This is a genomic window from Nonomuraea fuscirosea (assembly GCF_003001935.1).
Taxonomy (GTDB): Bacteria; Actinomycetota; Actinomycetes; order Streptosporangiales; family Streptosporangiaceae; genus Nonomuraea; species Nonomuraea fuscirosea.
In genome coordinates this window covers 46639-61904 of sequence record NZ_PVNG01000019.1, presented here as the reverse complement: position 1 = coordinate 61904, position 15266 = coordinate 46639, and the positions used below count along the sequence as shown (strand labels likewise).

Here is a 15266-nt window from a genome sequence, read left to right as displayed (position 1 = left end):
CTGGCCTTGTCAAGATCGTGGACGCTCTGGGGGTAACCATGGGAAAGGTCTTCACACAGGCGTCGGTCTCGCTGGACGGGTACATCTCCGGTCCTGGCCAGTCAGGCTTCGACAAGCTGTTCGCCTGGTGCACGGCGGGCACCGTGGCCACGCCAACCGCCGATCCGGACCGGTTGACCTACCGCACCTCCGAGGCAACGGCCCGCTACCTGCGCGGACTCCAGGAGATGCTTGGAGCCTGTGTCGTCGGCCGGAACCTGTTCGACCTCACCGCAGGCTGGGACGGGCGACACCCGAGCGGCGTGCCAGTGTTCGTTGTCAGCCACCGCCCACCACCATCCGGCTGGGCGGCGACGACGCCGTTCACGTTCGTCAGTGACGGCGTGGAGAACGCGATCGCGCGGGCCCGCGAGGTGGCCGGGCATCGCGATGTCGGCGTCGGTCCCGGCGGCACCGTGGCCGACGCGTTGAGGGCCGGCCTGCTCGACGAGTTGCGGATGGACGTCGTGCCAGTGGTACTCGGCGGCGGCACACCTGTGCTGGCCGGGCTCACCGCCACAGCACCGATCGGCTTCGAGCAGGCGGAGGTTATCGAGGGAATCGGTGTGACTCACATGATCTATCGCCGCGCGCCCCAGAGGCGGGTGTAAGGCAAGAGATCCGCTTCTGTCGCTGATCGGCAACCGACCGCGCGAGCAGGGGGCCTGGATGAATGAGTCCTCAGTCTGGTTAGTGGTCGCAGGCGATCAGTGATCGGGTGATGGGTCGGCTGTTGTCGCGCCCACCGCATCCGGACGTCACATGATCGAGAAGAGACACGCCTCATCGGCCCTGCTGAGGACCGCGGTGGCATAGGACCGTCTCCACGTTCGCAGGGGATCGACATCCCATCGACTCCCCAGGCACAGAAGAGGGGTCTCGGAGTGACTCCGAAACCCCTTCTCACCTGCATCTTCGTGGTGGGCGATACTGGGATCGAACCAGTGACCTCTTCGGTGTGAAGGAAGACCGGGGAGTCCGGGGATGTCGATTCGAGTCGATTGGGGTGCCTCTCACCTGGCAGAACACTCCGAGGATGGCCCGGGCAGTCTGAGGTAGCCGCAAGGCGGTGGCTCTCGAAATTGGCTCCCTGGCTCCTCCCCTCGCACGCTCGGTCGCCGCCTTCTCCGCCTGCGCGGCGACACTCTGGGCCTGAGCACTACCGGGTGTCGGACGGCCTTCCGTCGAAGTGCGCCAGCGTCCACCGCCGAAGCAGGCGTAGAAGCTCTGTAGCGAAGAACGCCGGTGGGGCGACCAGCGGCGCGCATGTCGGTGTCGACACGATGGCGCCCAGCGCGTTCAGTCCCTTCACCTTGGACTAGCCGTAGCCGGCGCCCTGCTTGGCATACCCGTGCGTCGCGCGGATCGTGTCGTCCACATCCAGATAGGCGAACCTAGCGGCCTCCGGCAGGACAGGAGTATGCGCTACCAGCGCCGCAAGGAACCGGCGGTGCACCGCGTCCATGTTCAACCGCGCCAACGAGATCCTGGGGTCCAACTGGAGCCTGCATGATCTCCGGCATACGGCGTCCTTCCGCATGGCCAACGATCCGGACATGTCGCTGGTCTACGTCCAACACATGCTTGCGCACAGGCAGTTGACCACGACCCAGAAGTACTTGACCCCTCCCGGGACGAGGTCATCGCGGCCGGGATCGCCCACCACGCCCGCCAAGAGCAGCGGCGCAACACCCCGTCGGTCAGCCCGCCGGCACCGGCCTACAACCAGGAGGCCCTGGACGTCCTGTTCGGGCGGAGGCTTGGGTGACGATCACCACTGGTCCTCTCCTCGCCCCGTCGGTCCGGGCCGTCAAGAGTCTGGCTGGCGGAGAGATCGAGACCTACCTGCAGATGTTTCCGCCACGGAGCCCGGGAACCGACTGGGTCACCACCAGATCCTCCCATGAGGAGGTTCTCCACAGACTGGATCAGCCGCCGTTCGAGAACGGCAAGGACTCCACCCACTTGATGCGGATGGTCGGTGCGCGTCTGCTGCTGCGCTGGCTGGAGACCTTCGAGGGCGAGACCTGGCAGCAACGCTGGAACGCCAGCCCAGGTGCCACCACCTCGATCGGCTGGACTGCGGCTCCCCTTGCCTGGGGAACCGCCCACGGCAGGAAGCCGCAGAGAGCAGGTCTCGAGTCCGGACTGCTGGCACTGGTCTGCGCCGATGTCATCCGCCCCAGCATGGCCTGGCTGTCCAGCAGTATGTCGCCCCACCTACGTGGGGCCATCGAAACCGCCCGCGATCCTAAGGGATTCACTGACCTGCGTAACGCCCGTATGCCCGGGCAACCGGACCAACGGCGCACCTCGAAGGCACTCAACGCCCTTGCCCGGATCCTCGCGGCGAAAGGCGGCGGCATTGACGACATTGTCGTCGGCGATGTCCTCGAGCTGCTGTTGGCGGCCACGCCAACTTTCACGAGCCCCGCCCAACTCGTCGACAGATTCGACCTGAAGTGCAAGCCAATTCGCGACCTGCTTGTCAGCTACCTGACCGAACGCCAGCCCTCAATCGACTACGTCACGTTGATGCAGCTGTCCAGGAACCTCGTCGGCTACTTCTGGGCCGACCTGGAGCAGCACCACCCAGGGATCGACAGCCTTCACCTGGCCCCGGAGGTGCCAGACTCCTGGAAGGCCAGAATCGCCGTCAAGACCGTCAAGCACCGCATGCCAAATGGCACGGTCGCCACGACAACGGAGCCCCGCATAGCAGCCTTGATGATCAGACTGGCGTGCGGGGGTTCTACCTGGACATCACCCAATGGGCTTTGGACGAGCCCGAGCGTTGGGGGCCGTGGGCCGTCCCGAGCCCAGTGACCGAAGCTGATTGCTCCGCCAAGAAGGCCGAGCAGGAGGTCCGCGCCAGATCCGACGCCCGCACCCGGGAGAGGTTGCCCGTGCTGCCCGCGCTGGTCCAGGCAGCTGCCCGCCGGCTTAAAAGAGCCCGGGAGCGACTGGAAACATTGGAGGCGGCTGACCTTGGAGCCACCATCACGGTGCTCGGTGAAAGCTTCACCCTGCCCCGATTCACTGTTCACGCTGGCCGCCACCGTCATGGCCGTCTCGTTCGCCGGGCTGACGTTCACCCGACGCCTGGACTTCCAGCAGGCCGGATTCGCCGTGGCGGTGGCCATTCTCATCGACGCCACCGTGATTCGCATGTTGCTCCTCCCGGCCTGATGAGGCTGCTCGGGCACCGCAACTGGTGGCAGCCCCGCCTGCTGGCCCCTCCCCCGCGCCCGGCCCCGCCGACGCCCGATCCCCAGCCGGAACCCGAGCGCGTGGCGCGCTCATGGCGATCACCGGTCGAGCGGGCGCACGGACGCCGCCGGAAGGGCTTGCCCGATTGTCCCCTGGCACCTGGCGGCGCGCTCAGCTCAGGTACCGCACCAGCATCAGTCGCAGTTCGGCCACCAGTTCCGCCGCCCGTTCCTGCGTGGCCGTGGTGATCATCGGCATCACCGCCTTCACCATGGCCAGCGCCATCGTCCCGGTGAGCAGCGCCCGCTCCTCCGGCAGCCCGGGAGTGCGACGGCGCAACAGGGCCGCGATGTGCCCCGCGATGGCCTCGTGCAACTGCTGCGAGGCCGCCGCCAGCCGATCGCCGGTGGCCGTGCCGTACAGCAGCGACCAGTACGCGGGCGAGGCCGTCTTGAACGCCACACTCTCATCCACCAGCCGCTCCACCAGCGTCTCCAGCGGCACATCCGGGCTGACGGCGGCGAGCCGGGCGGCCCAGAACTCCTGCCGGTCATCGGTGTAGCGCTTCACCAGCCCGTCGAGGATCTCCTCCTTGTTGCGGAAGAACTGATACAGCGACCCGGGCGAGATCCCGGCCCGCGCGGCCACCTGGTTCGTCGTCAGCTCCATGTAACCCACTTCGGCGACCACCAGTTCGGCGGCGTCGAGGATCTCGGCCATGCGCTTCAGGCCGCGCGCCTGCCGACGGATTGAGCGTTCAGGCATGGGCGACCTCCTCGTTGACAAATGCGAGCATTTACTTGTATTTCTGGGCTCGGCAGAGAAACACGAGCAGTTTACCGAGTTTCCCGGGAGGCCCCATGAGAACCGTGCTCGTCACGGGCTGCGGCAACTTCGGCACCGACATCCACTCCCGCTGGTGGTGGCTCGAGCACGATCAGGAGAGCTTCGAGCGCCTCCTCGACGTCCTGGGACCGCGCCCGTGACGGCCGTCGGCGCCCCGGCCAGGCAGTCCGGGGAGATGACGGTGGGGCCGCCGCTGCGCAGGCTCGGGTTCCTGCTCGTCCGCCGTCGCCGGCTGGTGCTGGCATTGGCGCTGGCCGGGCTGATCGCCGCGGGCGTACTGGCGGCCGGCGCGGCGTCGGGGTTGTCGCTGGCCAGGTTCGAGGCGCCTGGTTCGGAGTCCGACCGGGCACAGGCCGAGCTGGCCGGGCGATTCGGCACCGGCAGCCCAGACATGATCTTTTTGGTCACCGCGAGACAGGGCACCGTGGACGACCCGGCCGTGGCGGCGGCGGGTCGCGAACTGACCGCCAGGGTCGGCCGCGAGGACGGCGTCGCCGAGGCCGCCTCGTACTGGACCCGCGGCAAGCCCGCGACCATGCGCAGTACGGACGGCCGGCACGCGCTGATCGTGGTGCGCGTCCCCGGCGACGCCGATCACGTGCGCGCCCGGGTGCTGCCCGTCCTGGTGCCGCGGATCACCGCCGGTGACGACCTGCTCCAGGTCCGTGCCGGGGGCGGCGAGGAGGTCTTCCGCGAGACCGTGCCGCTGGCCAGGCAGGACTTCGTCCGGGCGGAGCTGGTGATCTTTCCGGTGGCGTTCGTGCTGCTCTGGCTCTACCAGCGGCGCGCGATGGCGGCTCTGGTGCCGATCCTGGCTGGGGTGTTCGCCATGGTGACCGGGCTGGCGCTGCTGGGTGGCGTCCTGCTCTGGACGGAGATCTCCACCTTCGCCCTGAATCTGACCCTGGCCATGGGCCTGGGGCTCGGCATCGACTACTGCCTGTTCGTCATCCAGCGCTTCCGCGAGGAGATCCGCGACGGGCGAGACCGGGCGAGCGCGATCGCGGGGGCGGTCGAGCACGCGGGCCGTACCGTGCTGTTCAGCGGCCTCACCGTGGCCATGTCGCTGGCCGTTCTGTTCGCGCTGCCCTTCGACTTCCTGCGCTCGTTCGCCTACGCGGGCATCGCCGTGGTGGTCGGCGGCCTGGTGGCAGCGGTGCTCGTGCTGCCCGCCGTGCTCGCCACGATCGGCGGCACGCTGCTGCCCAAGTCCACACGATCCGAGCCCGGAGACTCGGGGTTCTGGCACGGGCTGGCCGTGCGCGTGATGCGCCGCCCGCTGGTCTTCGGGGGCCTGGCGACGGCGGTGCTGCTTCTGCTCGCCTCACCCTTCCTCGGGCTGCGCTTCGGCGTCGCCGACGATCGCATCCTGCCACCGGAGGCCGCCTCCCGGCAGACGCAGGAGGTCATCCGCCAGTCGTTCCCGGCCGAGGAGACCGACGCCATCCAGATCATCTCGAAGGGTCCGGCGGCGGGCGACATATCCGCGTACGCCGAGTCGTTGTCCCGGCTGCCGGGCATCGCCCAGGTCGACTCTGCCGCCGGCTCCTTCGCCGGGGGACGCCGCGTGGGCGACGGCGACCCGATCCGCTTCCGCGGCACCACCGCGACCGAACAGGGAACCTGGTTGTCGGCGGTGCCCTCGGCCGCCGCCCTGGCCGACGACCCGGTACGCCTGGTGGCGGCCGTCCGCTCCATCGAGCCGCCCTTCGAGGTGCTGGTCGGGGGTTACCCGGCCGAGCTGTCGGACTACCGGGCCTCGGTCGTGGACCGGCTCCCGCTGGTGCTGGCGCTCATGCTCGGCGTGACGTTCGCCGTCCTGTTCCTCATGACACGCAGCCTCATCATCCCGCTCAAGGCGACGCTGCTGAACGTCCTCAGTCTCGGCGTCATGTTCGGCGCGATCGTCTGGGTCTTCCAGGAAGGTAACCTGTCTGGCCTGCTCGGCTTCACCCCGACCGGGACCCTCGACCCAAGCATCCCGATTCTCATGCTCTGTGTGGCCTACGGGCTGTCGATGGACTACGAGGTGTTCCTGCTGTCACGCATCAAGGAGGAGTACGACAGGACCGGCGACACCGAGCGGGCCGTGGCCGTCGGCCTGCAGCGGGGCGCGCCGCTGATCACAGCGGCGGGCGGGATCCTGGCGCTCACGTTCGCCGCCTACGCCCCGGCGCGGGTGACGTTCGTGCAGATGCTGGGCGTGGGCATGGCCGTGGCCGTGCTGGTGGACGCCACCGTCATCAGGGCCGTGCTGGTGCCGAGCCTCATGCGACTGGCCGGCCCGCTCAACTGGTGGCCCGCAGGCGCGCCGCGGACGCTTCTCCACCAGCCTGACCGTGTTACCGGCCCGGCAGGCCCGGGTTGATCCCGGCGAGCGGCTGACATTCGGCCGACACCGGCGGTGCCGTACAACCATCCCGGAAGCACGAGCCACATTCCCCTGACGGTTGACGCGGCGTAGGTTCCCCGCCGCCACCGGTGCCGGTACGGTGGCTGGCCGGCGGACTGCTGACGACCAGCTCGACGGGGTTGAGGCCGCTGACGCGGTGGCCCCGCAGGCGGTTCCGCGTGGAGTGGTGACGGTGCCACCGTGGCGGCCAGGTATGGCGGTGGGGTATTGCCGCAGGTGTACCGGGACGCGGTGGAGATCATGACGGATGCGGTGGGGCGTTGCGGGCGGGGCGGATTTGGTGGCGATGGGGGTGGCGGACGAGGCGGCCAACCGGCCATGGACGCCCTTCGTCACGCCCGCAGCCGATCACCGAAATTCGCATCAGCGATCTAGCGGATCTTCCCGAAAGTTTCCGGAGATCCGAACTGAGCCGGTTCTCGTGGTGGGTGGAGGCACTTCTCCACCATTCGAGACCCCGCTCCGCGAAGACCTGCAACAACTCCAGAGGCTCGGGCTCGGCGCGGTGCACCCGGGCCAGGAAGGCATTCGGCGTCTTCAGGATCCCCTGAGGGCTTCAGGGACGGCTGGGCCTCAGGATGGAGCGCAGGTGGCGGGGCAGAACTTGGCCTCGGGGTAGCGCGAGGACGGTTTGTCCAGCAGGGACTGCCGCTGGGACTTCAGGTGCTGGTCGAGGAAGGCCGCCACGTAGGTGCGGGTGAGCTCGGCGGCGCGCGCCGCGGGCAGGACGCCAGCGGTAGGTGTGATGCCGAGGGCGTCCGCCAGCAGCGGGGTGTCAGTGAAGGACTGATGTTCGGTGCCCGACAGTACGATCCAGCGTTTCCAGCCGGTGAGCAGTCTCCAGTCGCGGTCCCACGTGGGGGCGGAGCCTCCGGAGATGTGCTGCGCCGAGCCCAGGAACATGAACGGCCGGGAGAAGCCGCTCTTGGGGATCCGGGCGTAGGCGGTGCCGTCGATGTCGATTCCGGCCCGCACGCGGGGGTCTTCGAGCATGGTCGCCATGGCGCTGGACCCGCCGATCGACTGGCCGGCCATGGCGATGCGGGAGCGGTCGATCCGGCTGGAACCGTCCCACTTCGAGGGCAGTTGGTCGAGCACGAACGAGACGTCGGCGGCCCGGCCCTGAACCAGTCCGGCGCCGAAGCCAGGATCGGAGTTGCTGTCGCAGGCGAGGCATTCGGCGATGCGCCCGTCGGGGAAGGTGGTGGCGTAGCTTTCGTAGGTGTGGTCGATGCCGGCCACGACGTAGCCGCGGCCGGCCAGATCCTCGGCCAGCGAGGTGAGAGTGCTCATCGGCTTGGTGAAGCCGGGAGAGAGCACCACCAGCGGTAGTGTCTTGCCTGCGGGCTCGGCGTCCTTGATGGCGTTCGTCCGGGTCTTGCTCAGCGTGTCGTACGGCGCACTCGCGATTCCGGTGCCTCTCAAGAGGAGCTCGGATTCCTTGGGCGTCATATACGGAGCGCGCTGCCCGTCGCGCTGCTTGGCCGGGTACCAGAGGGTGACCTTGAGCTCCCTGGCCTTGGCGTCGAGGTTCCAGGGGTCGGGGCGGGAGGTGTCCTTGAGGTAGAGGACGGTGGTGCCGACTGGGTGGGGGCCGGTGGGGGCGGGCAGGGTGGCAGGGCCGGCCGGCGTGGGTGACACGGCAGCGGCCCTGGGCGGGGTGGGCGCGGAGCAGGCGGACGCGGCGAGGAGGGCCAGCCCCGCGGCGACTCCCAAGAGGTGTCTCATCGGAAGGTCCCTTCACTTGTGCAGCAGGGTCAGGGCCTTGGCCAGGGCGGGGTCGTGCCCGGCGGCCGCGTCTGCGGGGGTCAGGGGCACGTGGTGATCGGGCGGCACGCCGATCTGGTCGACGACCTCACGGTTCGGGCCCAGGTGGTGTTTGTCAGGAAGGCTCAGGATGGTGTTGTCGGCGAGCAGGTACGGCTGCGCCGGCCCGGAGATCATGCCGGCAGTTCGTGTGCCGACCAGCAGGCCGGCCCTCAGGTCCTTGACCGCGGAGGCGAAGTGCTCGCACGCCGAGGCGCAGCCGCGGTCGGTGAGCACCACCAGCGGCAGGCCGAGCAGTACGACGGTGTCGTCGGTGCGCAGGCTCTGGCAGGTGTCGTCGGCGGTGCAGTGATAGGCGGTGACCTTGCCGTGGGCGAACGCGCTCAGCAGCCGGGTCGCTTCCGTGGAGCCGCCGCCGCTACTGCTGGCGCCGCGCAGGTCGAGCACGACGCCGGACAGTGTCCGGCCCTGGCGCAGCCGGGAGATCGCCCGCAGGATCCGGTCCGCGGAGTCGGGTACGAAGCCGGTCACCCGTACGTAGGCGATGTCGTCGTCCAGCAGCTTCGACCGCACCACCTGCAGGGCGGCCAGATCCCGCTGGTAGAGGCCGGGCTTGAGCGTCACGCTCCAGCGGCGGCCGCTGCCCTGCCGCAGGAGCCGCAGCCGGACCGGGCGCGCCTGCGGGTACTGCGGGTAGAGGGCGGCGATCGCGGGGGTGGCCTTGTGGTCGATGAAGGGCGCCGAGCCGTTGATCGATTCGATGACGTCGCCGGGGCGCAGCCCGGCGGCCTGCGCCGCGCCGCCCTGGACGGAGGTGACGAACAGCGGCGGTACGGCGGCGTCGAGGTTGCCGTCCGCCTGCGAAGCGTTGACGTTCGCCTCGAGACCCAGGCCGTAGCCGTCGCCGTCATAGTAGTCCGGCGGCTGCTGGACATCGTGCGCCCAGGAGGCGTGGTGATCGAGGGCGGCCACGATGGCTTCGAGGGTGGCGACGGCGAGCTTGTCGCGCAGGTCGGGCACCTGATCGGTGATCTTCCGGTAGACGGTTTCGAAGGCGGCCCAGTCGGCTTTGCGGTCGCCGTTCAGCGCCGGCGCAGCCGCCTCGGGCAGGTCGCGTCCGTTGCGGTTGAGCTCCTGGGTCAGGGCGGCGAACCCGGCGGCCAGCAGGGAGCGGGCGTCCAGTGTGGCGCCGCTGTGGTAGTTGCCGAGGATGCAGGAGTACGCCTGCTCGATGACGTCGATCGTGGTGGCGCTCTCCTTGCCGGGGGCGCCCTGGGGCGGCGCGCAGACCGTACCGGCCGCCGTGCTCGTCTCGCCGCGCGGCGGCGCCGGCGCGGTGCAGGCCGTCATCAGCAGGGGCGTCAGGAGGAGGGCGAGGGCGGCGGTCGCGGTCCTGACGCCTGCCGTGAAGGCGGTCATGACAGGCCTGTCCGTATCCGCCGGAAGCAGAGCCAGGTGAGGGCGAGCGTGAGCAGGGCGTAGGTTCCGGTCTCGATCCCTTGGAAGGTCCAGAACCGCTCCAGCGGCTGGTAGGTCGCCTGCTGCCGGTAGCCGAGCCGGTTGATCTCGGCTGTACACGCGTCGGTGCCCAGTCCTGCCCTGGGCGCGCAGGGTCCCGACGTCGTGGAGACCGGGACGGACCGCGCGATCGTCGAGGACGGCCCCGAGGCTCGATCGCCGCCGACGACGCGTCCGGACGGATCGACCAGGTCGCTGGACAGGACCCAGGCTCCCGCATGACCAGGCACCGCCGACGTGCTCAGGAAGACTTGCATGGCTCCGCCCTGCCGGTCTTGCGGCACCATGCCTTCCACGTTCGTCCGGCCGAGCTCGAACGTCGACGTGACCGGCGGCATCAGGTAGGGCCGGACCAGCAGCGGCATGGCGAGCTGAATCGCGGCGAAGGCGACCAGGGTGACAGCCATGGCGGGCAGGGTGCGGCGCACCAGCACGCCCAGGGTCACGCCCAGGACGAAGGCGAAGACCGCGTACCCCATCGGCGTGATGCCGCGCGCGCCGAACACCACAGGAGCCATGCGCGCCATTTCCGGAACGGCCGACTTGTCCAGGGGGTCGGACCACCAGGTCACCGCAAGAGCGCACACCCCGGCGGAGGCCATGGCGACCAGGCCGATGAGCCCGAGCTTGACCGCCAGCCAGCGGGCACGAGTGATGCTCTGATTCCACACCAGCAGGTGCGTACCCGCCTCCAGCTCACGGGTGACCAGCGGAGCACCCCAGAACAGCCCGGCCAACGCCGGCAGGATCAGCACGACGAGGGTGAGGGCCAGGAAGGGGATCTGGTACTCGCCGAAGAACCGGTCGAAGAAGTCGGTGCAGGTGTCGTTCGGGGTGCAGTCGGCGATCCCGGCGGCGTAACGGGAGGCCAGACCCGGGCCGGTCACGGCCAGCGCGATACCGAGGACGAGGAGCACGGCGGCCGTCATCGCGGCCGAGCCGCGGAACTGGCGCCAGGTCAGCCAGATCATCCCTGCACCTCTTGAGTGACCCGCCGGTGCTCAGCGGTGCGCCGGTCCATGTAGGCCAGCACGAGGTCTTCCAGGCTGATCCGGCTGACCGTCCAGGCGGGGTCGTGCATCGGGTCACCGGCACGGACCACGAACGTGCTCTGCCGGTCGGTGTGCCGGGCCGAGACCACGTACTGGCCGGCGGGCAGCCTGCCGGGATCGCGGCGCGGGCCGGTGAGCCGGTAATGGGTGGCCAGCAGATGGTCGGTCCTGCCGGCGATCTGGACGCGGGAGTCGACCAGCACGACGAGGTAGTCGCAGACCCGTTCCAGGTCGGAGACCAGGTGGGAGGAGAGCACCACGCTCAGCTTGCGCTCGGCGGCGGCCTCCATCAGGTGCTGCAGGAACTCGTGACGGGCCAGCGGGTCGAGGGCGGCCGCGGGCTCGTCCAGGATCAGCAGGTCGGGGCGTTTGGCCAGGCCCAGGGTGAGGGTGAGCTGGGCGCGCTGGCCGCCCGACAGCTTACCCGCCCGATGCGCTGGGACGAGACCGAGCCGCGCGATGCGTTCACGCGCCATGGCCCCGTCCCAGCGGGGGTTGAGCCGGGCTCCCAGCCGCAGATGTTCGGCCACGGTCAGGCTCGCGTAGACCGGGGTGTCCTGGGCGACGAACCCGACCTTGGCCAGCTGCGCGGGCGTGCTGCCCGGCCGGCCGCCGAGCACGGAGATCCCGCCCGCGGTCGGTTCGAGCTGGCCGCCGGCCAGCTTCAGCAGGGTGGACTTGCCGGCTCCGTTGGGACCCACCAGCCCCACGATGTGGCCGGCGGGGATGTCGATGGTGCACTCGCGCAGCGCCCAGCGGCTGCCGTACTTCTTGCCCAGCGCCTGGGCCTGCAGGACGGAAGTCACGCTATGTCCTCCTGAGCAGCGGTTGGAAAGGATGGTCATGAACAGCGCCTCGATCGTCGAGGCCGCCATCCGGGGCCGCGGCTGCACCGCGGCCTGGTGCCGGGAACGAAGCTAGGCGCCGCTCCTGCCTGTGCGCTTCGGCCGTGCTGCCGAGATCACCCAGTGCTTGAGAACGAGGGACCGGCAGGTCATCCCCGCGACCTAGTCCTGAAGAGCCTGCAGCGCCGTCACGACGGCCGATGTGGGATGGACGGGGCAGGCGTGACAATGTGCCGGTGGAGACCAGTGAACGACGGCCGTGGTGGCGGTGTGTGCTCGACCTGTACAGCCGGTTGAACGAGGACGATTCGGCCCGGGACACTCCCGAGCGGAGCAGCGACGGAACTCCGCGACTGTCCCGCCGGGCGCTCGCCGCAGATGTGGTGGTCGCGATCGCCCTGACGGTCCTCGCGGTGACCGCTGCGGCGCAGTATCCGGCGATCGGCGCCGCAGCACAGCAGCCCGGAGTGATCGAGAGCCTGCGGCTCCGGGCCGGCCCCCCACCATCTCCCCGCGTCCTGCCCCAGAGCCCGTCAGAGCTCTTCGGTCATCCCCTTGTCCAGCTTCCATCCCACGAGGCGCCCGCATTCCTCGTGGCGCTGACGGCGTTGCCGCTGGCAGTGAGGCGCCGGTACCCGCTCATCGTCTTCTGGGTGGTGCTGGTGGCGGCGCGCGCCACACACGCGGACGCGACTTGGATCACCGTCCTGACGTGCACGATCGCCGCGTACGGTGCCATCGTCCACAGCCGCAACCGGGTCCTGGCGATGGGTGGCCTGCTGCTCGCGGGCGGGCTTCTCGGCGCCGGTTTCGGGGACATCGCGCCCGCGCTGCCCGGCTGGATGGGCCCGTTCTTTGCCCTGCTGAGCGCCGGCGTGCTCGGAAACTTCGTCCGCTTCTGGCGGCGCCGGCTCGCCGAGATGCGACAGGAGCAGGCGGACGCCATGCGCCGGGCCGTCGCGGAGGAACGCTCCCGGATCGCCGCCGAACTCCACGATGTGGTGACCCACAATGTCAATGTGATGGTGATCCAGGCCGGCGCCGCCCGCAGCGTGATGGACGCGGAGCCGGAACAGTCGAAACAGGCGCTGCTCGCCATCGAGTCCGGCGGCCGGGCCGCCATGGCCGAGCTGCGCCATGTCATGGGCCTCCTGGCCGGCCCGGGCGGCGAACGCCTCGACGGGCCTGCCGACGGGCTCGAACCCCAACCCGGGCTCGACCAGCTCGACGCTCTGGTGGAACGGGTCCGCGCCGCTGGAGTGCCGGTGGACGTCGCGGTGTCGCCGCCCGGGCCGCTGCCCCCCGGGATCGACCTCGCCGCCTACCGCGTCGTACAGGAAGCCCTCACCAACACGATCAAGCACGCGCCCGGGGCTGCCGCGTCCGTGAAGATCGGCCATGGCGGCGACTGGCTGGAGATCGAGGTGGCCGACACCGGCGGTACACGCAGAGCCGAGCCCCGGACCGGTGGAGGGAGGGGGCTGCTCGGGTTGCGTGAGCGGCTCGCCGTCTACGGCGGAACCCTCGACGCCGGACGGACGGCCGAGGGCGGATTCCGGATCAAGGCCCGCCTCCCGTGGAGGACCGCATGACCGAGCCCTTGCGCGCCGTCATCGCCGACGACCAGGCACTGGTCCGTACGGGATTCCGCATGATCCTCACCGCCAACGGCATCGACGTGGCGGCCGAGGCCGCCAACGGGGACGAAGCCGTCGCCGCGGTCCGCCGGACCAGGCCCGACGTCGTGCTCATGGACATCCGGATGCCGCAGATGGACGGCCTCGAAGCCACCCGGCGGATCCTCACGGGCGGCGATGAGGACACCCGCGTGCTGATCCTGACCACCTATGACCTCGACCACTACGTCTACGCTGCGCTCACCGCGGGCGCGAGCGGGTTCCTGCTCAAGGACGTCTCACCCGAGCACCTGGTGGCCGCGGTACGTCTGGTGCGCTCCGGCGACGCTCTGCTCGCGCCCACCATCACCCGCCGCCTGGTCGAGCGTTTCGCCCGCCGCGACAACGTGAAGCCCACCCTCCACCGCGACTTGTCGGCCCTGACGCCTCGGGAGCTGGACGTGCTGCGTCTGCTCGCCACCGGCCTGAGCAACGCCGAACTCGCCGGCCAGTTGTCGCTCAGCGTGGCCACGGTGAAGACACACGTCGCCAGCATCCTGTCCAAGCTCGGCCTGCGCGATCGTGTCCAAGCCGTGGTGGTCGCCTACGAGACCGGCCTGGCCTCTCCCGGCGGCACCGGATGACGAGAGACGGACTGTGGCTGCAGGGTGTCTCATGAATGATCGGTTTCGCACAACATCAGCGCTGGCCAGAGGAGTGCCGCCACCGGCGCGAGGGTCGTCATCGGCTCCCGCCGCCCAGCATCGGTCGAACACGCCCTCGCCGAACTCCCCGACAACGCCGCCGGCCTCACTGTCGACGCCTCCTCCCCCGAGGACCTCGCGCGGTTCTTCGACCAGATCGGGCCGTTCGACCGCTTCGCCTACACCGCTGCGGAGAACCTCACCTCCGTCCCTCTGACGGAGTAGACCGCCGAACTACCGGTAGGTCAGCCACTTCGGCATCTGAACCCCCCGCTCAGGGTTGCCGACGTGCGGCCCGGTTCCCTCCCACACGCAGGAGGCCGCCGGGCATCCGGATGAGGTGGATCGCCAGCAGTGTCAGCCAGAGCCAGCCGATGCCGACCGTCAGGCGCTGGATCAGGCCGCCGACTTCGACCAGACCGTTCACCTGGAGAGATGCCGCGACGAACAAGACGAACCCGATGGAGAACAGGATTCCGCTGAGTGCCGAATACAGTGCCCATCGGCCTTCGCCCCACCCCGCGAAGCGCCGAGTGAACACGAAGCAGGCGACGGCCAGCGCCAGGAACCCGACGAGGGAGATCTTGCCGTGCAGGTCGCCGTGGAGGGTGGGGGGCACGGTGAGTGCCGGGGTCCCCGGCGGATAGCCGCTGACCGGATCGTCCAGGAAGACGCCCGCCCCGATGAGCCCCGCTCCCCACAGGGCGACGAGCAGCGGCCCCAAGGCCGGCTGCCGGCCGTGCTCTCGCAGCGCGCCAGGCAGGGCCAGCGCGAAGACGATCACGAGCACCCCGGCCAGAAGGAAATTGGCCTGCTGTATCCAGCCGAGCCTGCTGCCCAGTTCCAGAGAACTGCCCGCATGGCGGATCGGGTCATAGCCGTCGCGGACGGCTCCCTGGATGAGGAGAACGAGCATGAACAGCGGTCCGGCGACCACACCGCACCGCAAACCGATCTGTTTGAGCATGACGTGCCTCCAGGAAGCCGACGATGGCGCGATGTCTGTCAGTTTCACTTGACAGATGGGTCGTGTCAAGACAAACTGACAGACATGGTCGAAGACCTGACGCAGCGCATCGAAGCACACGGCCCGGCCCTCGGCCTGCGAGCCGTGGGAGTGCTGCACCCACTGGCCGAACAGGTGAAGACCGCAGCCGGCACCCACGCCCGGCGACAGGGACGATCATGGGAGCAGATCGGTGACGCGCTGGGCAGGTCGCGGCAGTCCGCGCGTGCCCGGCATGGGAAGTGAGGAC

15 protein-coding genes and 1 pseudogene are annotated in these 15266 nt (G+C 69.5%); 9 read left to right on the top strand and 7 right to left on the bottom strand.

The window, feature by feature from the left end:
- The first annotated feature begins 38 nt into the window (after positions 1-38).
- Positions 39-650 (top strand): dihydrofolate reductase family protein, encoded by a 612-nt coding sequence (locus B0I32_RS37280; RefSeq protein WP_106248012.1) that lies wholly within the window; start codon positions 39-41, stop codon positions 648-650.
- Positions 651-1357: 707 nt separating this feature from the next.
- Here B0I32_RS37280 and B0I32_RS58130 read toward each other — a convergent pair.
- Positions 1358-1504: a hypothetical protein gene (locus B0I32_RS58130; RefSeq protein WP_181308211.1), complete on the bottom strand. Its 147-nt coding sequence runs from the start codon at positions 1502-1504 to the stop codon at positions 1358-1360.
- Between B0I32_RS58130 and B0I32_RS61820 the strand changes: the two are divergent.
- The 3 genes and pseudogenes from B0I32_RS61820 to B0I32_RS60355 form a co-directional block, all read left to right on the top strand.
- A pseudogene (locus tag B0I32_RS61820) lies at positions 1503-1601 on the top strand (hypothetical protein); the annotation flags it as partial. The gene B0I32_RS58130 and the pseudogene B0I32_RS61820 sit on opposite strands and share 2 nt — an antisense overlap.
- A gap of 202 nt (positions 1602-1803) precedes the next feature.
- Positions 1804-2865: a hypothetical protein gene (locus B0I32_RS37270; protein WP_181308209.1), complete on the top strand. Its 1062-nt coding sequence runs from the start codon at positions 1804-1806 to the stop codon at positions 2863-2865.
- A 186-nt stretch (positions 2866-3051) separates the two neighbouring features.
- Positions 3052-3228 (top strand): MMPL family transporter, encoded by a 177-nt coding sequence (locus B0I32_RS60355; protein ID WP_181308207.1) that lies wholly within the window; start codon positions 3052-3054, stop codon positions 3226-3228.
- Positions 3229-3420: 192 nt separating this feature from the next.
- Here the strand turns inward: B0I32_RS60355 and B0I32_RS37265 are convergent, their stop codons facing one another.
- A complete protein-coding gene (locus tag B0I32_RS37265; RefSeq protein WP_106247788.1) occupies positions 3421-4014 on the bottom strand; it encodes a TetR/AcrR family transcriptional regulator in 594 nt (197 codons plus the stop codon).
- Positions 4015-4109: 95 nt separating this feature from the next.
- Between B0I32_RS37265 and B0I32_RS61120 the strand changes: the two genes are divergently transcribed.
- Entirely contained in the window at positions 4110-4235 is a 126-nt protein-coding gene (locus B0I32_RS61120) for a hypothetical protein (RefSeq protein WP_281262644.1), read from the top strand.
- Positions 4232-6463, top strand: coding sequence for an MMPL family transporter (locus B0I32_RS37260; RefSeq protein ID WP_245956254.1), 2232 nt, complete (start codon positions 4232-4234; stop codon positions 6461-6463). Before B0I32_RS61120 ends, B0I32_RS37260 begins: the two co-directional genes overlap by 4 nt.
- A gap of 618 nt (positions 6464-7081) precedes the next feature.
- Here the strand turns inward: B0I32_RS37260 and B0I32_RS37255 are convergent.
- The 4 genes from B0I32_RS37255 to B0I32_RS37240 are packed head-to-tail and all read right to left on the bottom strand — an operon-like array spanning position 7082 to position 11651.
- On the bottom strand, positions 7082-8236 hold the full coding sequence (locus B0I32_RS37255) for an alpha/beta hydrolase family protein (RefSeq protein WP_106247786.1): 1155 nt from the start codon (positions 8234-8236) through the stop codon (positions 7082-7084).
- A gap of 12 nt (positions 8237-8248) precedes the next feature.
- Positions 8249-9694, bottom strand: coding sequence for a S41 family peptidase (locus B0I32_RS37250; protein ID WP_106247785.1), 1446 nt, complete (start codon positions 9692-9694; stop codon positions 8249-8251).
- Positions 9691-10764, bottom strand: a complete 1074-nt coding sequence (locus B0I32_RS37245) for an ABC transporter permease (RefSeq protein ID WP_106247783.1) — start codon at positions 10762-10764, stop codon at positions 9691-9693. Before B0I32_RS37245 ends, B0I32_RS37250 begins: the two co-directional genes overlap by 4 nt.
- Positions 10761-11651 carry an ABC transporter ATP-binding protein gene (locus B0I32_RS37240; RefSeq protein ID WP_106247781.1) on the bottom strand — a complete coding sequence of 297 codons (891 nt, stop codon included), beginning with the start codon at positions 11649-11651 and terminating at the stop codon, positions 10761-10763. Before B0I32_RS37240 ends, B0I32_RS37245 begins: the two co-directional genes overlap by 4 nt.
- Positions 11652-11926: 275 nt before the next feature.
- Between B0I32_RS37240 and B0I32_RS37235 the strand changes: the two genes are divergently transcribed.
- Both B0I32_RS37235 and B0I32_RS37230 read left to right on the top strand, forming a co-directional pair.
- Positions 11927-13282, top strand: a complete 1356-nt coding sequence (locus B0I32_RS37235; RefSeq protein ID WP_245956253.1) for a sensor histidine kinase — start codon at positions 11927-11929, stop codon at positions 13280-13282.
- Complete coding sequence (locus B0I32_RS37230) at positions 13279-13950, top strand: response regulator (protein WP_106248009.1); 672 nt, start codon at positions 13279-13281, stop codon at positions 13948-13950. The genes B0I32_RS37235 and B0I32_RS37230 overlap by 4 nt, the downstream gene beginning before the upstream one ends.
- A gap of 334 nt (positions 13951-14284) precedes the next feature.
- Here B0I32_RS37230 and B0I32_RS37225 read toward each other — a convergent pair whose 3' ends face one another.
- The gene (locus tag B0I32_RS37225; protein ID WP_106247778.1) at positions 14285-14977 is read right to left on the bottom strand and encodes a DUF998 domain-containing protein; all 693 of its coding nucleotides are present in this window, start codon (positions 14975-14977) and stop codon (positions 14285-14287) included.
- Positions 14978-15061: 84 nt separating this feature from the next.
- Between B0I32_RS37225 and B0I32_RS37220 the strand changes: the two genes are divergently transcribed.
- Positions 15062-15262: a hypothetical protein gene (locus tag B0I32_RS37220; protein WP_106247777.1), complete on the top strand. Its 201-nt coding sequence runs from the start codon at positions 15062-15064 to the stop codon at positions 15260-15262.
- Positions 15263-15266 lie beyond the last annotated feature (4 nt).